Here is a 14,194-nt window from a genome sequence, read left to right on the forward strand (position 1 = left end):
GAAAAAAGTCAAGTGGAGAGTAAAGTTGATAGAATGAGAGTAAGTAGTTGTAGTATAGTTAGAATAGCAAAAGAATAATAAAACGAGCCTTGGAGATTAAATCTTCAGGGCTTTCTTTATGGAGTGATAAAGTGCCAAGTAAACCAAAGAGACCATGTTCACATCCAGGTTGTCCTGAATTAGTTGACGGACGATTCTGCAAGAAACATGAGAAAGAATACAACAGAAACTATGAAAAATATAAAAGAGATCCTAGAACTCATAAGCGTTATGGAAAAGCATGGAGACTTATAAGAAAAAGATATGTAGCAGAGCATCCACTTTGTGAGATGTGTTTAAAAGAAAATAGAATGACAAAGGTAGAGGAAGTACATCACATACTTCCTCTTTCTCGTGGTGGAACTAATGACGAAGACAATCTTATGAGTCTTTGTAAATCTTGTCACTCAAAGATTCATGCTGAGCGCGGAGATAGATTCGGACGAGAATAGTTTTGAGAGAGGGGGAGTCTTAATCTCTACTACTGAATTTTCTACCAACGGTGCCGCCCTCTCACGCACAAAAAAACGGGTTCAAAGACCCTATTAAAGAAGATGATGAATTAGGAGGTGATACTATCGCTAAAGACGGAACATATAGAGGTGGAAGAAGAGTAAAAGCAGGAGGCAAACCACAGCCTGCTGCTGAAAAAATAGAAAAAGGTAAAAAAGTAGAAATTTTAATGAATGATATTCCAACATTCACGCCAGAAGAAATAGATGCTGTTGACTTACCAGATGGGGCAGTTCTTGATGGAACCGATATGCCTACACCAAGTGACTATCTATCTGCAAAACAAAAGAATGGAATACCACTAGGTGCAGATGAAATATATAAAGAGACTTGGAGTTGGTTAAAACAGAGAAACTGTGAAAACTTAGTAAATCCAAGATTATTAGAATCCTACTCCCAGGCTTTTGCAAGATACATTCAATGTGAAGAGGCAATAAGTCAATTTGGACTTTTAGGAAAGCATCCTACTACGGGAGGAGTTATTGCATCTCCCTTTGTACAGATGTCTTCACAATTTCAAAAGACAGCAAATCTTTTATGGTATGAAATTTATGACATAGTGAAAGAAAACTGTACTGAAGTTTATGAAGACTATGGGGAAGATATGATGGAAAAACTACTAAGGCAAAGGAGGTAATAAATTTGTTTGAAAAAGTAAATCCAAAGCATCCTGACAAACAAGCAGATTGTATTGCAGGTGCAATTGTAGATTTAGCATATAAAGAAAAGGAAAATCCTAAAATAGCAGTCGAAGTTTTGCTTGGTCATGGTGATTGTCATGTGATTATTGAAACGGACTGCAAGTTAGATGTTGAAGAAATCAAATCAGCTATTAATAGAATAGCAGGAGAAGTAAAAGCCGATGTAAAAATTGTAGAGCAAGACATTCACTTATCGAACAATCAAAAAGAAAAGATTAGATGTGGGGATAATGGAATCTTTAAGGGAGTACCTACTTCAGACGAAGAAAAGAAACTATCTTTAATTGCTCGTGAAATCTATTCTAATTATCCCTACGATGGGAAATACATTCTTGATGGAGATAAACTCATCATCTGTCAGTCAAATGTATCTAGAGAAATTTTAAAATCAATTTATCCAAGAGCAATCGTAAACCCATTAGGGGATTGGACTGGAGGGTTTAATGTTGATACTGGAGCGGCTAATAGAAAACTCGGTTCTGATATGGGGCGAGCAGTAACTGGCGGAGGTCTTCATGGTAAAGACCTATCCAAGGCTGATGTATCAGTTAATATTTATGCCCACCTAAAGGAACAAGAGGAAAATAGAGAGATTGAATTATCCTGTGCAATCGGAGATGAAACTGTTGATGGTAGACCATATTCAGAAATTGTAGAAATTGCTAGAAACTACATTAACTCTATCGGTGGTTTTGAGGAATTTGCTAAATGGGGGTTCATCTAATGAAAGAAGGACTATTACAATATGAATTAAAAAATATAGATGAACTCATCCCATATATTAATAATGCTAGAACGCATACTGACGAACAAATTAATAAGGTAGCTGCATCTATAAAAGAATTTGGATTTTTAAATCCTATCTTAATTTCAGAAGAGAATGTTATTACAGCAGGACATTGCAGACTTCTAGCGGCTAAGAAACTAGGACTAAAGAAAGTTCCATGTATTTTAGAAAATCATCTCACAGAGGCACAAAGAAAAGCTTATGTTCTTGCTGATAATAAGTTAAGTTTAGATGCTGGCTGGGATGAAGAACTATTGAGAGTTGAAATTGAATCCCTAGAAGATTATGGATTTAATGTAGAGCTTACAGGATTTTCAACTGAAGAATTATCTTCGCTCTTTGACCTTGGTGTAGAGGCTGAAGAAGATGACTTTGATGTTGAAGAAGAACTTAAAAAGCCTATTTTTTCCAAGGAAGGAGATATTTGGACTCTAGGTAGACATAAAGTTATTTGTGGTGATTCTACTCAGTGGGATACTTTTGAAAAGCTGCTAAATGATACAAAGGTCAATTTAGTATGTACCGATGCACCATATTTTGTTGAATTAAAAAATAAATCGGGAACGATTAAAAATGACAACTTAAATGATAAAGAGGCCTATGAATTTTTAATGAAGGTCTTTACAAACTTTAAAGACGCAATGGCTAAGGATGCATCAATTTATGAATTCTATGCAACGATGAAAGCTAGAGTTTTCTATGATGCTTTTGAAGATGCAGGCTTTAAAGTTGGTGCAGGGCTTATTTGGAAAAAACCAAGAGCTCCTTTCATGAGAACAGATTGGAAATTTAATATGGAGCCTATTATATTTGGTTGGAGAAAAGATGGAAAACATAACTGGTATGGAGATCAAAAGCAAACAGCAGTCTTTGAATTTGATGGAATTAAAGATTCTGAAAAAGAAGGATGTGGTCATCCATCATCAAAACCAGTACCACTTATTGCTTATTTAATAAAGCAATCAACTCAAACAAATGGCTTAGTCCTTGATGGATTTTTAGGAAGTGCATCTGCATTAATTGCCTGTGAGGAGCTTAATCGAATCTGCTATGGAATAGAAATAGAGCCTAAATTTGTTGATGTAGCAGTAAAAAGATATTTAAATTTAGTTGGTAGTGATAAAGATATAAGCCTTTTAAGAGATGAAAAAAAATATAAGTATGAAGATGCTATTAATCTGACTTGATATAAATCAGTATTTGAGTGATATATGTATGTGAGGTGATTAGATGATTTCAAGGGAAATTATACAAAAATTAAAAGAGACGTATCCAGTAGGTACAAGAGTAAAACTAATCCAAATGGAAGATGGACAGGCTCCACCAGTTGGAACTTTAGGCACAGTTTATGGGGTGGATGCCATTGGATCAATCCTAGTAAAATGGGATAATGGTTCGATGTTAAATGTAATTTTTAGGGAGGATATAATTGAAAAATCTAATTAAATAACCATACATTGCTTGACTATTCCTCTATTGTACGGGAATATGTGTACAACAAAAGAGGAGGAACGAAAAATGAAAAAAATTGAACTGCTAGAAAATATAAAAGAAAAAGAAGAATTCGAAGAAAATAAAATAAGTTACAGATTTTATTGGGCATATAGAGAATCCCAAAGGATAGGTCGAGACATCCTAAACTTTGAAGACATTGGATTTGAAGATAATCACGAAGATATGATAGAGAATCTTGAAAGATTCGGGATACAAGAATTTACCATTTCCGATCAGTCAACAGGACTCATGAAAGGACTAAAAAGCTTTAAAAGAAAAGGTTACTTTCCTATAGACTTAATTGAAATAGATACAGGAAGGACTAATTGGAATTTCAAAGAAAGAAAAGAGGAAAAAGAGTATGAACCAGCCCTCCTTTTCAAGAGAAACTAAGAGAAAAAATAGAGAGTTAAGCAAGATAATTGCTTGACTTATCTCTTCTTGTACGGGAATATGTGTACAACAAAAGAGAAGGAGAACATTACCATGAAAAAAGACCTTTTAGAAAGATTAGAAACAGAAGTTACAGCTTGCAAAAGATACGCAGAAAGCTCAATAAAAAAATCAAAAGAAGGCAAGACTGGAGCAGCCATTAATCTTTTAGACATAGCGGGAACAGCAAAGAAATGTGCAGACCAAGTTCATGAAGAACTTTGGGAGGTATCAAAAGGAAATTTAACAGATGAAGAATTTCAACTTTTTGCAGAATCAGAAACACTAGAAAGAGAACTTAAGAAAGCATACAAAGAATTAAACATAGCAAGACAAAGATAAAATAAAATTCCAAATAGAGTTTAGGCTCTATTTGTCGTAGTAGAAGTCACTAGCAAGTGGCTATTTTTTATGCCTATTTTTAGATGAAGGAGGTCAAATGAAATATAAACCAACAAAATTTATGCTACCTACATCTCACTATGATAAAAACAAAGCAGACTATGCTGTCACCTTTATAGAATGCCTAAAACACACAAAAGGTAGATGGGCAGGTAAAGATTTCAAGCTTATTGACTGGCAAGAAGAAATCATTAGAGACTTGTTTGGAATTGTGAAAGATACAGGGTATCGACAATTTAATACAGCCTATATTGAAATACCAAAGAAAATGGGAAAGTCAGAACTTGCAGCTGCTGTAGCACTCCTTCTTACTTGCGGTGATGGAGAGGAAAGAGCAGAAGTTTATGGATGTGCTGCAGATAGGCAACAAGCAACTATCGTCTTCGATGTTGCAGCTGATATGGTAAGGATGAGCCCAGCCTTATCTAAAAGAGTAAAGATACTAGCATCTCAAAAGAGAATGATATATAAGCCGACCAATTCTTTCTATCAAGTTTTATCTGCAGAGGCTTATTCTAAACACGGATTTAATATTCATGGTGTGGTCTTTGACGAACTTCATACCCAACCTAACAGAAAACTTTTTGATGTTATGACAAAAGGTTCAGGAGATGCAAGAACTCAACCCCTATATTTTCTTATTACAACTGCAGGAACAGATACGAAATCAATCTGCTACGAAACTCACCAAAAGGCAGTCGACATACTTGAAGGAAGAAAAACTGATCCAACTTTTTATCCCGTGATTTATGGAGCAGATAGAGAAGATGATTGGACAGATGAAAAAGTATGGCATAAGGCTAACCCATCCTTAGGAATTACAGTTCCAATAGAAAAAGTAAGACAAGCCTGTGAATCGGCTAAGCAAAACCCAACTGAAGAAAATGCCTTCAGACAGTTAAGATTAAATCAGTGGGTCAAACAAGCAATTAGGTGGATGCCTATGGAAAAATGGGACTTATGTAACTTTGCTGTTAATGAAGAAGAACTAAAAGGTAGAGTTTGTTATGGTGGACTTGACCTATCATCAACAACAGATATTACGGCCTTTGTTTTAGTCTTTCCTCCATTAGATGAGGATGATAAATATCAAATATTACCCTACTTTTGGTTGCCAGAAGATAACCTCGACCTAAGAGTAAAAAGAGACCATGTGAACTATGACCTATGGAAAAAACAAGGCTATATTCAGACAACAGAAGGCAATGTAGTTCATTATGGTTTTATTGAAAAATTTATAGAAGATTTAGGTGATATATATAACATCCGAGAAATTGCCTTTGACAGATGGGGAGCAGTTCAGATGGTACAAAACTTAGAAGGAATGGGTTTCACAGTTGTTCCTTTTGGTCAAGGATTTAAAGACATGTCTCCACCAACAAAAGAATTAATGAAACTAACTCTCGAAAGAAAAATAGCCCATGGAGGTCATCCAGTTCTAAGGTGGATGATGGATAATATCTTTATTCGAACAGATCCCGCTGGAAACATTAAGGCAGATAAAGAAAAATCTACAGAAAAGATAGATGGGGTTATTGCTACAATCATGGCTCTTGATAGGGCTATAAGGTGTGGCAATGATACTAGTGAGTCGGTTTATGATGATAGGGGATTGATTATTTTTTAATCTCTCTATTTTTGATTTATCATAGCCAAATTTAGAAAAGTGGCGAGATTTAGAGTTAAGTAAAAATGCACGAAAAAAGCCACCATATAGGTGGCTAGAATATGTATACCAATTGCTTATGAGTGACGATAACACATATCGCTTACCTAGATAATGGCACTTGAATAAGACTTACTGTTGGTATAATCATGATACTTTAAAAATAGAAAAAAGTCAAGTTTTATAGGGGAAATTCAAAAATATATTTTAAGATACCATTGTCTCTTAAAGTTTTAAACTCATCTGCGTAATTACCTGTTTTAAGATGAGAATACAAGATATTTGAGAAAACATCAGCGATTTGAATATTTGAGTTATTGGCAGAGTCAAAATATGAAACCGCAAAATTTCCTTGATTAATCCCAGTTATGCAAAGTTCAGTGTTTAAATAGTCCTCAAGAAAGAATCTCGATTCGGTTCTTTCATTTCTTTCATCAAGTTGTAAAAGATGATTCTCACTTGGTATGTAATTATTTCTTATGAAGTAGTCCAGTGATATTTTTAATAGGTAATTGAAAACTCTAGATGTATTTGAACAAAAAGTATCTTTGAGTCTTGAATTGTCAACTTTTAAATAGAAAAGACTGAAGTTGCTTTTTCTGGCAAAGAAGTTTATAAATTTTTGTTTCATGGGTCTATCAAAAGCAGAACCTTTTAACTCATGAAATGTTCCATTTAAAAACATTTTTTGCCTATTGTCTATTCTTTTAAGCTCTTCAAGATTAGATGCTACAAAACGTTTATAGGATCTTTTTAAAGCATTAGAATTATCTGGAATAATTAACGTGATAATGAAGTATTCATTTTTAAGTTGATTATTAATTGTTCCTGATTCGTCGATATATATGTTCATAGTTTGTCCTTCCAGTAAATATATTAACATTATATCACAAATGATTAAAATTTTAGGAGGTGGTAATATAAACATTTTAAACTTAATATTCAAGTCGAGAGACAAACCTAAAGACGGGGAGAGGATATCTTCATCGTCTTTTTTATTTGGGAGAACAACAGCAGGAAGGAATGTCAACGAATTTACTGCCATGCAAATGACGGCAGTTTATTCATGTGTGAGAGTTCTTGCTGAAACCTTAGCAGGACTTCCTCTTCATCTATATAAAAGAGGAGATTCGAACTCAAAGGAAAAAGCAAAAGACCACGCCATATATTTTCTTTTGCACGATGAACCAAATACTGAAATGACTTCCTTTGTATTTAGAGAAACACTGATGACTCATCTTCTTTTATGGGGAAATGCCTATGCTCAGATAATTCGAAATGGAAGAAATGAGATCATTGGACTTTATCCCTTAATGCCAAACAAGATGACTGTTATGCGAAGTGAAGAAGGAGAAATCTTCTATAAATACAATCATAAATCAGAAGAAGTTTATCTTTTAAAAGAAGATGTCCTTCACATACCTGGACTTGGTTTTGATGGCCTTATTGGATACTCGCCAATTACAATGGCAAAGAATGCAATTGGTATGGCTATGGCTTGTGAAGATTATGGTGCTAGCTTTTTCCAAAATGGCGCACAGCCAGGTGGGGTTTTAGAGCATCCAGGTATTATTAAAGATCCAGAAAGAGTTAGAGCGTCATGGAATGCTGCCTTTCAAGGCCCTAAAAACGCCAACAAAGTGGCTGTACTTGAAGAAGGGATGAAATACCAACCCATAGCCATAGCGCCAAGTGAGGCCCAGTTTTTGGAAACTAGAAAGTTTCAGTTAAATGAGATAGCAAGAATATTCAGAATACCACCTCATATGATTGGTGACTTGGAGAAGTCGTCATTTTCAAATATAGAACAGCAGTCACTTGAATTTGTTAAATACACCCTTGATCCTTGGATCGTTCGTTGGGAACAATCTTTGGAAAGAGCACTACTAACAAATAAAGAAAAAGAATCATACTTTATTAAATTCAATCTTGATGGACTTCTGAGGGGAGACTATGAATCAAGGATGAATGGATATGCTGTAGGAAGACAAAATGGCTGGATGAGTGCAAATGACATAAGAGAATTAGAAAATCTAGATAGGATATCGGCTGAAGAAGGTGGTGACTTATACCTTGTAAATGGAAATATGCTACCACTTGATAAGGCAGGTAGTTTTTATCAGCAGAAAGGAGAAGTGATAAGTCCTAATGAAGAACAATAGAATATTTTGGAATTGGAAAAAGGATTCAAATGAACTCTATATAGATGGAGTTATTGCAGAAGAGTCTTGGTTTGATGATGAAATAACTCCAAGGCTCTTTTTTGAAGAATTAAAAAACAAAAGTGGAGATATAACTGTGTGGATCAACTCCCCTGGTGGAGATTGTATCGCAGCATCAAGAATTTACACCATGCTTTTAGAACACAAGGGAAATGTGACAATTAAGATTGATGGACTTGCAGCATCAGCAGCATCAGTTATTGCTATGGCAGGAACTGAAGTTTTGATGAGTCCTACATCACTAATGATGATTCATAATCCTTTAACTGTAGCAATTGGCGACTCAAAAGAAATGCAAAAAGCTATCGATATGCTTAAGGAAGTCAAGGAATCAATCATCAATGCCTATGAGATTAAAACTGGTTTATCCCGAGAAGAGATTTCTAATCTAATGGATGGAGAGACTTGGTTTGATAAGAATAAGGCCATCGAGATGGGTTTTTGTGATGGAACTCTCACTGACAAAAGAAAAGATGAAAAAGCTACAAACATGATCTTTTCAAGACGAGCAGTTACAAACTCACTTTTAACAAAGATAAATAAAGAAGTAAAGACTCACTCAATGAATGAGGTAGAAGAAAGATTAAACAAAATTAAAAATACTTGGAGGTAATTATATGAACTTAAAAGAACTAATGGAAAAGAGAACTAAAGCTTGGGATGAGGCAAAGGCATTTGCTGAATCTAAGAAAGATGAAAAGGGTCTAATGTCTGATGAAGACTTTAAGACATATGAAGAGATGGAAAGAACTATCGAGAATTATACTCGTGAAATTGAAAGAAAGAAGAGGGAAGAAGAAATGGATAAAACTTTAGAAAAACCTACTACTCAAGCATTAACAAATGAACCTGCTACTTTTAATGAAGAAGAAAAACCAATGAGAGCTAGAAATGTCTATAAGAAATCTATGATGAAGGCATTAAGAACTAACTTTAGAGATATTTCCAATGAATTAAAAGTAGGTACAGATGAAAGTGGTGGATATTTAGTTCCTGAAGAAATGGAAACAGATATTGTAAATGGTCTTGAAGAAGAAAACATTGTAAGAAAATTAGCTACAAAAGTTCAAACTTCTGGACTTCATAAAATTAATATTGCAGCTACAAAGCCTGCTGCTCTATGGGTAGAAGAAGGTGGTCAACTAACCTTTGGAGATGGCACATTCGATCAAGTATCTCTTGATGCACACAAACTTCATGTTGGAATTAAAGTTACTGAAGAACTTCTCTATGATGCAGCCTTTAATTTAGAAAAATACATTACTGAAGAATTTACTAGAGCGTTAGCAAATGCTGAAGAAGATGCCTTCTTAAATGGTGATGGAGTAAATAAGCCTACAGGAATTTTTGACTCTAAAAAGGGTGGAGAACTTGGAGGAACAACAAAGGCTCAAACAATTACTGCTGATGAATTAATTGATTTAGTTTACTCGCTAGATAGACCATATAGAAAGAAAGCAGCCTTCATTTTAAATGACGCAACAGTTGCTCAAATTAGAAAACTTAAGGATGTTAATGGTGCATATATTTGGCAACCATCACTTAAAGATGGAGAACCAGATAGACTTTTAGGATATCCTGCTTATACATCTGCCTTTGCTCCAAAAGCTGAAAAAGGAAAACTTGCAGTAGCCTTTGGCGATTTTTCATATTACAAGATTGGAGATAGAGGAAATAGGTCTTTCCAAGACTTAAAGGAACTATTTGCTGGTAATGGCATGGTTGGGTTCTTAGGAAAAGAAAGAGTAGATGGCATCTTAGTTTTAAGAGAAGCAGTTAAACTATTAAAAATCGGTGCTACTGCCTAAGGAGTAAATTATGATTACTCTTGAGGAGGCAAAGTCCTATTTAAGGGTGGATTTTGATGATGAGGATGAGATGATTGAATCTCTCATCCAATCATCAATCAAACATTCTATGGATGTAGCTAGAGTTAATAGTGAAGAAGACCTTTCTAAAAATCCAAATGGAAAGATAGCTGTCTTATATGTGACTGCTTATCTTTATGAACACAGAGAAGAGGCAGATTATTCTGAACTAAACTTAACTCTAAGGGCTTTATTATTTGGTGATAGAAAACCAGGTTTTTAAGGAGGACTTATGGCCAATAGTTTAAATACTTTAAATTTAATTCAAACAAAGGGTGGAATTAATATAAAGCAAGGAGATATATCTTCAGAACTGAGTTTTCAGCTATGTGACTCAAAAGGTGACCCTATTAGTTTTTTAAATGATAAAGATGCTAGTATTCATCTTTATAGCAAAGAAAAGAAACTAGAATGGAAATGTAAGACAAAGGTAAATGAAGATAAGATTTCTTTTAGGATTGATGAGCCACTTGCAATTGGAACATATAAAATAGAAATCAAAATAGAAGGTCATATTTTCCCATCAGACCAAGGAACTTATATAAGAATAACAAAAGGTTATGAGTCATATACAGATTCAGAAAGTGCGATAGTTGCCATTGAAAATGCTAAAAATATAGCTGATGAGGCAATAAAAAAAGCTATTGAAAAGAATCTAGAGGATATAAAAGGACCAAAGGGAGACAAGGGTGATGACGGCACTCAAGGCAAAGAAGGCCCACCTGGTCCAAAAGGAGAAGATGGAAAAGACTGTGAAGTTATAGATAACCTTGAAAGTGAAAACGGAGAAAAAGCCCTGTCTGCTAGACAAGGTAAAATTCTAAATAAAAAATATGATGAGCTTTTTTACGATGTCGATAATGGTAAAGATTTAATTGCTAAGGCTATTGTCGACAAGAAAGGAAAAGCTAATAAAGATGATAGCTTTACAGACTTAGCAAATAAAATTGGAGAAATAAAAACTGGATGGGAGCCTGGGCATAAATTTATAGAAGGAGAATTAAAAATAGAATATAACTACCAATACGATACGGATCCTTTTCAAATCATGGAAAATATAGATGACGCTTTAGGTATCGAAGATGCTGGTGATGCATATTTTATTATAAAAGAAGGAAAATTATCCTTACTTATCCACCTTAACGAAGCTTTAAGTTCTAATAAGCGTAGATATTTAAATTTATGTAGTTATAGTAATGAAGATTGTTTTGGAATAGTAAGTGCAGATAATAATGGGTTTATTTCGATTTATGGGATATCCATGATATTAGAGGAACTGTGGGTTATCGATACAAAAATCCCATCAAATAAAAAAATAAATCTAGAAACTGTTAATGATACCTTAATTGTATCAGCATATGATAAGTCTGAAGCAGAGTTTCATAATTTGAAGAATAAAAAATATCTTAGGGTTAATAAATATGATGATTTTTTTAGCTACTTTGATACAACCTATGTCCAAATTAATAACACCGTATCGGGATTGAGTGCAAATGGTAATATTTTTTCACTTGATTTAAGTAACTATAAATTTGACAGAATAATACATGCTAATCTTAGTGGTTTAAGAATCCATACTTTAGATAATAAAATATATTATTTTGAATTAAAGAATGGTGTTCCTCAAAGTCCAAGGCTAAATGTTGACTTATCAAAATGGGCAAAAGGAAAATTTTTATCTTATAGTAGAAATTATTCGGGTGAAAGGTACACATATGAGGGAATATCGTTATTAGTTGAATCTAATAAGAATGTGAGCATAGCTTACGAATGGGAATATGATGAAGCTACAGAAGTTAGAACTGATGAAGATACTTTATATATATCCTATGTAAATGGTGATATGAAAACAACCGATGAAATAAACTTATTTACAAAGGAAAAAAGGATTACTAAATCACCTAACTATAAAAAGTTATTAAAAACAAGGTATGAAAGCAACGAGGGTTACGACGATTATATGTTATTTTTTATCCTTAATGGAAATTTTTGTGGATGGAATAAAAGTCGTTATCTAGTTTATTATATTCTACCAGAACTCCCTGAAGATAATGGAGACAACTATGAAAATAGTTGATTTTAATAGAAGGATTACCTTCCAAAATAAAGATGTTGAAGTTGATGAGATAGGTAATCATAAATCAATATGGTCTGATTATCTAACAACTAATTCATATATATCTTTTCAAGGCAAAGGTGAAGAAGTTTTTCTTGGTATGGAAGTAGACAGGTCAGATATTTCTTTTACAGTAAGATTTCAAAATAGGTTAAAGAATATTAATACTTCAGATTTCAGAATTCTATTTGAAGCTGAAAATTACAATATCATCTCAATTGACTTTATGAACTATAAAAATAGATTTATAAAGTTTAGATGTAGGAAGGTGAGTAGATGAATGTAAAAATTGAAAACCTCGCCAGTGAAATTATGAAGGGCTTAGAAGAATATTCTGATATGGCAACAGACGAAGTCAAAAATGAAGTCAAAAAAGCTGGTAGGAATATAAGAAAAGATATACAAGAAAATGCTCCTGTAGGAGAAACAAAGAAATATTCTAAATCTTGGTCAGTAAAAACTATGAAAGAAACTTCTAACTCAATAGAACTTGTAGTTCACTCAAAAAATAGATATCAATTGGCTCATTTACTTGAAAAAGGTCATGTTCTTAGACAGGGTGGAAGAGTGTCTGCTAAGCCACACATTGGACCAGCTGAGGAGAAAGGAATCAGAGAATTGGAAGAAAATATAATGAGGAAATTAAGAGAATGAAGAAGTTAATGAAAATAATTAACGAGATTGGACTTCCTTTTGCATACTCGCACTTTGCTGAGGGAGAAAGTCCAGCTCCACCATTTATGGTCTATCTATTTCCAAAGAATAAACACTTTGGTGCAGATGGAGTAGTTTTCTATAAAAATACTCAGATAGACTTAGAACTTTATACCGATAAGAAAGATCTAAAATTAGAAGAAAAAATAGAAGAGATACTTGATAGAGAAAAAATCTATTATGAGAAATCTGAAGTTTGGATTGAATCAGAAAGACTCTATGAAGTTTTGTATGAATTCACACTTAATTTAAAAATTACGGAGGTAAATAATAATGGCCAATAAAGTTAAATTTAATATTTGTAACGTACACTACGCTCTCTTTAATAAAACCGAAGAGGGCGTTATTAAATATAAGACACCAGTGCCAATGCCTGGTGCTGTTTCAATTTCATTAGATCCTAATGGAGAGCCAGAAAGCTTTTATGCAGATGGAATTGAATACTACACTATTTCAAACAATATGGGATATGATGGAGATTTAGAAATTGCTCTTATTCCAGAATCCTTTAGGACTGATGTTTTGATGGAAAAATCAGATTCAAACAAAGTTCTTATTGAGTCTTCAAATTCTGAAACTGCAAACTTTGCACTTCTTTTCGAGTTTGATGGTGACCAAAAGAAAATCCGTCATGTCATGTATAACTGCTCAGCAGCAAGACCTACTCTTGAAGGAGAAACCAATGAAGAATCAAGAGAAGTTCAACCAGAAACCTTATCTATTCAAGCAAGACCACTTCCAAATGGAAATGTAAAGGCTAGAACAAGTGATGAGACAACTAAGGAAACTTATGATGGTTGGTACAAATCAGTTTATATGCCAACAGAAACTACAGTAACACCTTCAAGAGCAAGTGTTGGAGGTAAATAAATATGGCATTAACAAAGAAAATTCAAATTGATGGGAAAGATGTTGTTTTCCGTGCATCAGCAGCTATCCCAAGAATCTATAGACTTAAATTTGGAAGAGATATCTTCAAAGACTTGATGGAATTAGAAAAGTCCATGAAGAAAAACGATGAAGATAAATCCAATCTTGATATAGGTTCACTTGAGTTATTTGAAAATATAGCATATGTAATGGCTAAACATGGAGATAAATCTGTGCCAGATAGTCCAGAAGAATGGTTAGATAATTTCTCGACTTTTTCAATTTATCAAATTCTGCCACAGCTAATTGAATTATGGGGGCTTAACATAAAGTCGGAAGAAGTTCCTAAAAAAAAGTAAGACCAACAGAA

General features: G+C 33.8%; 19 protein-coding genes. 18 read left to right on the forward strand and 1 reads right to left on the reverse strand.

The genetic code is table 11. The annotated features are described in order from the left end of the window. Positions 1-131 precede the first annotated feature (131 nt). The 8 genes from BN38_RS03250 (at position 132) to BN38_RS03285 (ending at position 5,995) form a co-directional block, all read left to right on the forward strand. Entirely contained in the window at positions 132-491 is a 360-nt protein-coding gene (locus tag BN38_RS03250) for an HNH endonuclease (protein ID WP_044565553.1), read from the forward strand. A 50-nt stretch (positions 492-541) separates the two neighbouring features. Next, positions 542-1,189, forward strand: coding sequence for a P27 family phage terminase small subunit (locus BN38_RS03255; protein WP_044565554.1), 648 nt, complete (start codon positions 542-544; stop codon positions 1,187-1,189). 5 nt (positions 1,190-1,194) lie between these two features. Beyond that, the gene (locus BN38_RS03260) at positions 1,195-1,977 is read left to right on the forward strand and encodes an S-adenosylmethionine synthetase N-terminal domain-containing protein (RefSeq protein ID WP_044565555.1); all 783 of its coding nucleotides are present in this window, start codon (positions 1,195-1,197) and stop codon (positions 1,975-1,977) included. Beyond that, positions 1,977-3,227: a site-specific DNA-methyltransferase gene (locus tag BN38_RS03265; protein WP_044565557.1), complete on the forward strand. Its 1,251-nt coding sequence runs from the start codon at positions 1,977-1,979 to the stop codon at positions 3,225-3,227. The genes BN38_RS03260 and BN38_RS03265 overlap by 1 nt, the downstream gene beginning before the upstream one ends. 43 nt (positions 3,228-3,270) lie before the next feature. Then, positions 3,271-3,486 (forward strand): DUF4314 domain-containing protein, encoded by a 216-nt coding sequence (locus BN38_RS03270; protein ID WP_044565558.1) that lies wholly within the window; start codon positions 3,271-3,273, stop codon positions 3,484-3,486. A gap of 72 nt (positions 3,487-3,558) precedes the next feature. Continuing rightward, entirely contained in the window at positions 3,559-3,927 is a 369-nt protein-coding gene (locus tag BN38_RS03275) for a DUF7698 family protein (RefSeq protein ID WP_044565559.1), read from the forward strand. Between the two features lie 93 nt (positions 3,928-4,020). Next, complete coding sequence (locus BN38_RS03280; protein ID WP_044565560.1) at positions 4,021-4,308, forward strand: hypothetical protein; 288 nt, start codon at positions 4,021-4,023, stop codon at positions 4,306-4,308. A 97-nt stretch (positions 4,309-4,405) separates the two neighbouring features. Then, on the forward strand, positions 4,406-5,995 hold the full coding sequence (locus BN38_RS03285) for a terminase large subunit (RefSeq protein ID WP_044565562.1): 1,590 nt from the start codon (positions 4,406-4,408) through the stop codon (positions 5,993-5,995). 220 nt (positions 5,996-6,215) lie between these two features. Here BN38_RS03285 and BN38_RS03290 read toward each other — a convergent pair whose 3' ends face one another. Beyond that, a complete protein-coding gene (locus BN38_RS03290) occupies positions 6,216-6,887 on the reverse strand; it encodes a DUF3800 domain-containing protein (RefSeq protein ID WP_044565564.1) in 672 nt (223 codons plus the stop codon). A 40-nt stretch (positions 6,888-6,927) separates the two neighbouring features. Here BN38_RS03290 and BN38_RS03295 point away from each other — a divergent pair, with 40 nt between their 5' ends. From BN38_RS03295 to BN38_RS03345, 10 genes are read left to right on the forward strand one after another with little or no spacing between them, the layout of a single operon-like run. Further along, complete coding sequence (locus BN38_RS03295; RefSeq protein WP_044566351.1) at positions 6,928-8,196, forward strand: phage portal protein; 1,269 nt, start codon at positions 6,928-6,930, stop codon at positions 8,194-8,196. Then, positions 8,183-8,869 carry a head maturation protease, ClpP-related gene (locus tag BN38_RS03300; RefSeq protein WP_044565567.1) on the forward strand — a complete coding sequence of 229 codons (687 nt, stop codon included), beginning with the start codon at positions 8,183-8,185 and terminating at the stop codon, positions 8,867-8,869. Before BN38_RS03295 ends, BN38_RS03300 begins: the two co-directional genes overlap by 14 nt. Before the next feature lie 4 nt (positions 8,870-8,873). Beyond that, the gene (locus BN38_RS03305) at positions 8,874-10,064 is read left to right on the forward strand and encodes a phage major capsid protein (RefSeq protein WP_044565569.1); all 1,191 of its coding nucleotides are present in this window, start codon (positions 8,874-8,876) and stop codon (positions 10,062-10,064) included. A 10-nt stretch (positions 10,065-10,074) separates the two neighbouring features. Next, on the forward strand, positions 10,075-10,347 hold the full coding sequence (locus tag BN38_RS03310; protein ID WP_044565571.1) for a head-tail connector protein: 273 nt from the start codon (positions 10,075-10,077) through the stop codon (positions 10,345-10,347). A gap of 9 nt (positions 10,348-10,356) precedes the next feature. Further along, positions 10,357-12,201 carry a collagen-like triple helix repeat-containing protein gene (locus BN38_RS10730; protein WP_049944436.1) on the forward strand — a complete coding sequence of 615 codons (1,845 nt, stop codon included), beginning with the start codon at positions 10,357-10,359 and terminating at the stop codon, positions 12,199-12,201. Beyond that, entirely contained in the window at positions 12,188-12,520 is a 333-nt protein-coding gene (locus BN38_RS03325) for a phage head closure protein (protein WP_044565572.1), read from the forward strand. Before BN38_RS10730 ends, BN38_RS03325 begins: the two co-directional genes overlap by 14 nt. Continuing rightward, positions 12,517-12,894 carry an HK97 gp10 family phage protein gene (locus BN38_RS03330; protein WP_044565574.1) on the forward strand — a complete coding sequence of 126 codons (378 nt, stop codon included), beginning with the start codon at positions 12,517-12,519 and terminating at the stop codon, positions 12,892-12,894. Before BN38_RS03325 ends, BN38_RS03330 begins: the two co-directional genes overlap by 4 nt. Beyond that, on the forward strand, positions 12,891-13,238 hold the full coding sequence (locus BN38_RS03335) for a hypothetical protein (protein ID WP_044565576.1): 348 nt from the start codon (positions 12,891-12,893) through the stop codon (positions 13,236-13,238). The genes BN38_RS03330 and BN38_RS03335 overlap by 4 nt, the downstream gene beginning before the upstream one ends. After that, positions 13,228-13,824, forward strand: a complete 597-nt coding sequence (locus BN38_RS03340) for a major tail protein (protein WP_044565577.1) — start codon at positions 13,228-13,230, stop codon at positions 13,822-13,824. Before BN38_RS03335 ends, BN38_RS03340 begins: the two co-directional genes overlap by 11 nt. A 2-nt stretch (positions 13,825-13,826) precedes the next feature. Then, positions 13,827-14,183, forward strand: a complete 357-nt coding sequence (locus tag BN38_RS03345) for a hypothetical protein (protein ID WP_044565579.1) — start codon at positions 13,827-13,829, stop codon at positions 14,181-14,183. Positions 14,184-14,194 lie beyond the last annotated feature (11 nt).

Origin of the sequence: Anaerococcus provencensis (genome assembly GCF_000312365.2) — a bacterium.
Taxonomy (GTDB): Bacteria; Bacillota; Clostridia; order Tissierellales; family Peptoniphilaceae; genus Anaerococcus; species Anaerococcus provencensis.

What these genes read in the sequence shown, in the direction of transcription:
- BN38_RS03265 (WP_044565557.1), top strand. Translation starts at nt 1,977, where the DNA reads ATGAAAGAAGGACTATTACAATATGAATTAAAAAATATAGATGAACTC.
- BN38_RS03270 (WP_044565558.1), top strand. Translation starts at nt 3,271, where the DNA reads ATGATTTCAAGGGAAATTATACAAAAATTAAAAGAGACGTATCCAGTA.
- BN38_RS03275 (WP_044565559.1), top strand. Translation starts at nt 3,559, where the DNA reads ATGAAAAAAATTGAACTGCTAGAAAATATAAAAGAAAAAGAAGAATTC.
- BN38_RS03280 (WP_044565560.1), top strand. Translation starts at nt 4,021, where the DNA reads ATGAAAAAAGACCTTTTAGAAAGATTAGAAACAGAAGTTACAGCTTGC.
- BN38_RS03285 (WP_044565562.1), top strand. Translation starts at nt 4,406, where the DNA reads ATGAAATATAAACCAACAAAATTTATGCTACCTACATCTCACTATGAT.
- BN38_RS03290 (WP_044565564.1), bottom strand. Translation starts at nt 6,887, where the DNA reads ATGAACATATATATCGACGAATCAGGAACAATTAATAATCAACTTAAA.
- BN38_RS03295 (WP_044566351.1), top strand. Translation starts at nt 6,928, where the DNA reads ATGATTAAAATTTTAGGAGGTGGTAATATAAACATTTTAAACTTAATA.
- BN38_RS03300 (WP_044565567.1), top strand. Translation starts at nt 8,183, where the DNA reads ATGAAGAACAATAGAATATTTTGGAATTGGAAAAAGGATTCAAATGAA.
- BN38_RS03305 (WP_044565569.1), top strand. Translation starts at nt 8,874, where the DNA reads ATGAACTTAAAAGAACTAATGGAAAAGAGAACTAAAGCTTGGGATGAG.
- BN38_RS03310 (WP_044565571.1), top strand. Translation starts at nt 10,075, where the DNA reads ATGATTACTCTTGAGGAGGCAAAGTCCTATTTAAGGGTGGATTTTGAT.
- BN38_RS10730 (WP_049944436.1), top strand. Translation starts at nt 10,357, where the DNA reads ATGGCCAATAGTTTAAATACTTTAAATTTAATTCAAACAAAGGGTGGA.
- BN38_RS03325 (WP_044565572.1), top strand. Translation starts at nt 12,188, where the DNA reads ATGAAAATAGTTGATTTTAATAGAAGGATTACCTTCCAAAATAAAGAT.
- BN38_RS03330 (WP_044565574.1), top strand. Translation starts at nt 12,517, where the DNA reads ATGAATGTAAAAATTGAAAACCTCGCCAGTGAAATTATGAAGGGCTTA.
- BN38_RS03335 (WP_044565576.1), top strand. Translation starts at nt 12,891, where the DNA reads ATGAAGAAGTTAATGAAAATAATTAACGAGATTGGACTTCCTTTTGCA.
- BN38_RS03340 (WP_044565577.1), top strand. Translation starts at nt 13,228, where the DNA reads ATGGCCAATAAAGTTAAATTTAATATTTGTAACGTACACTACGCTCTC.
- BN38_RS03345 (WP_044565579.1), top strand. Translation starts at nt 13,827, where the DNA reads ATGGCATTAACAAAGAAAATTCAAATTGATGGGAAAGATGTTGTTTTC.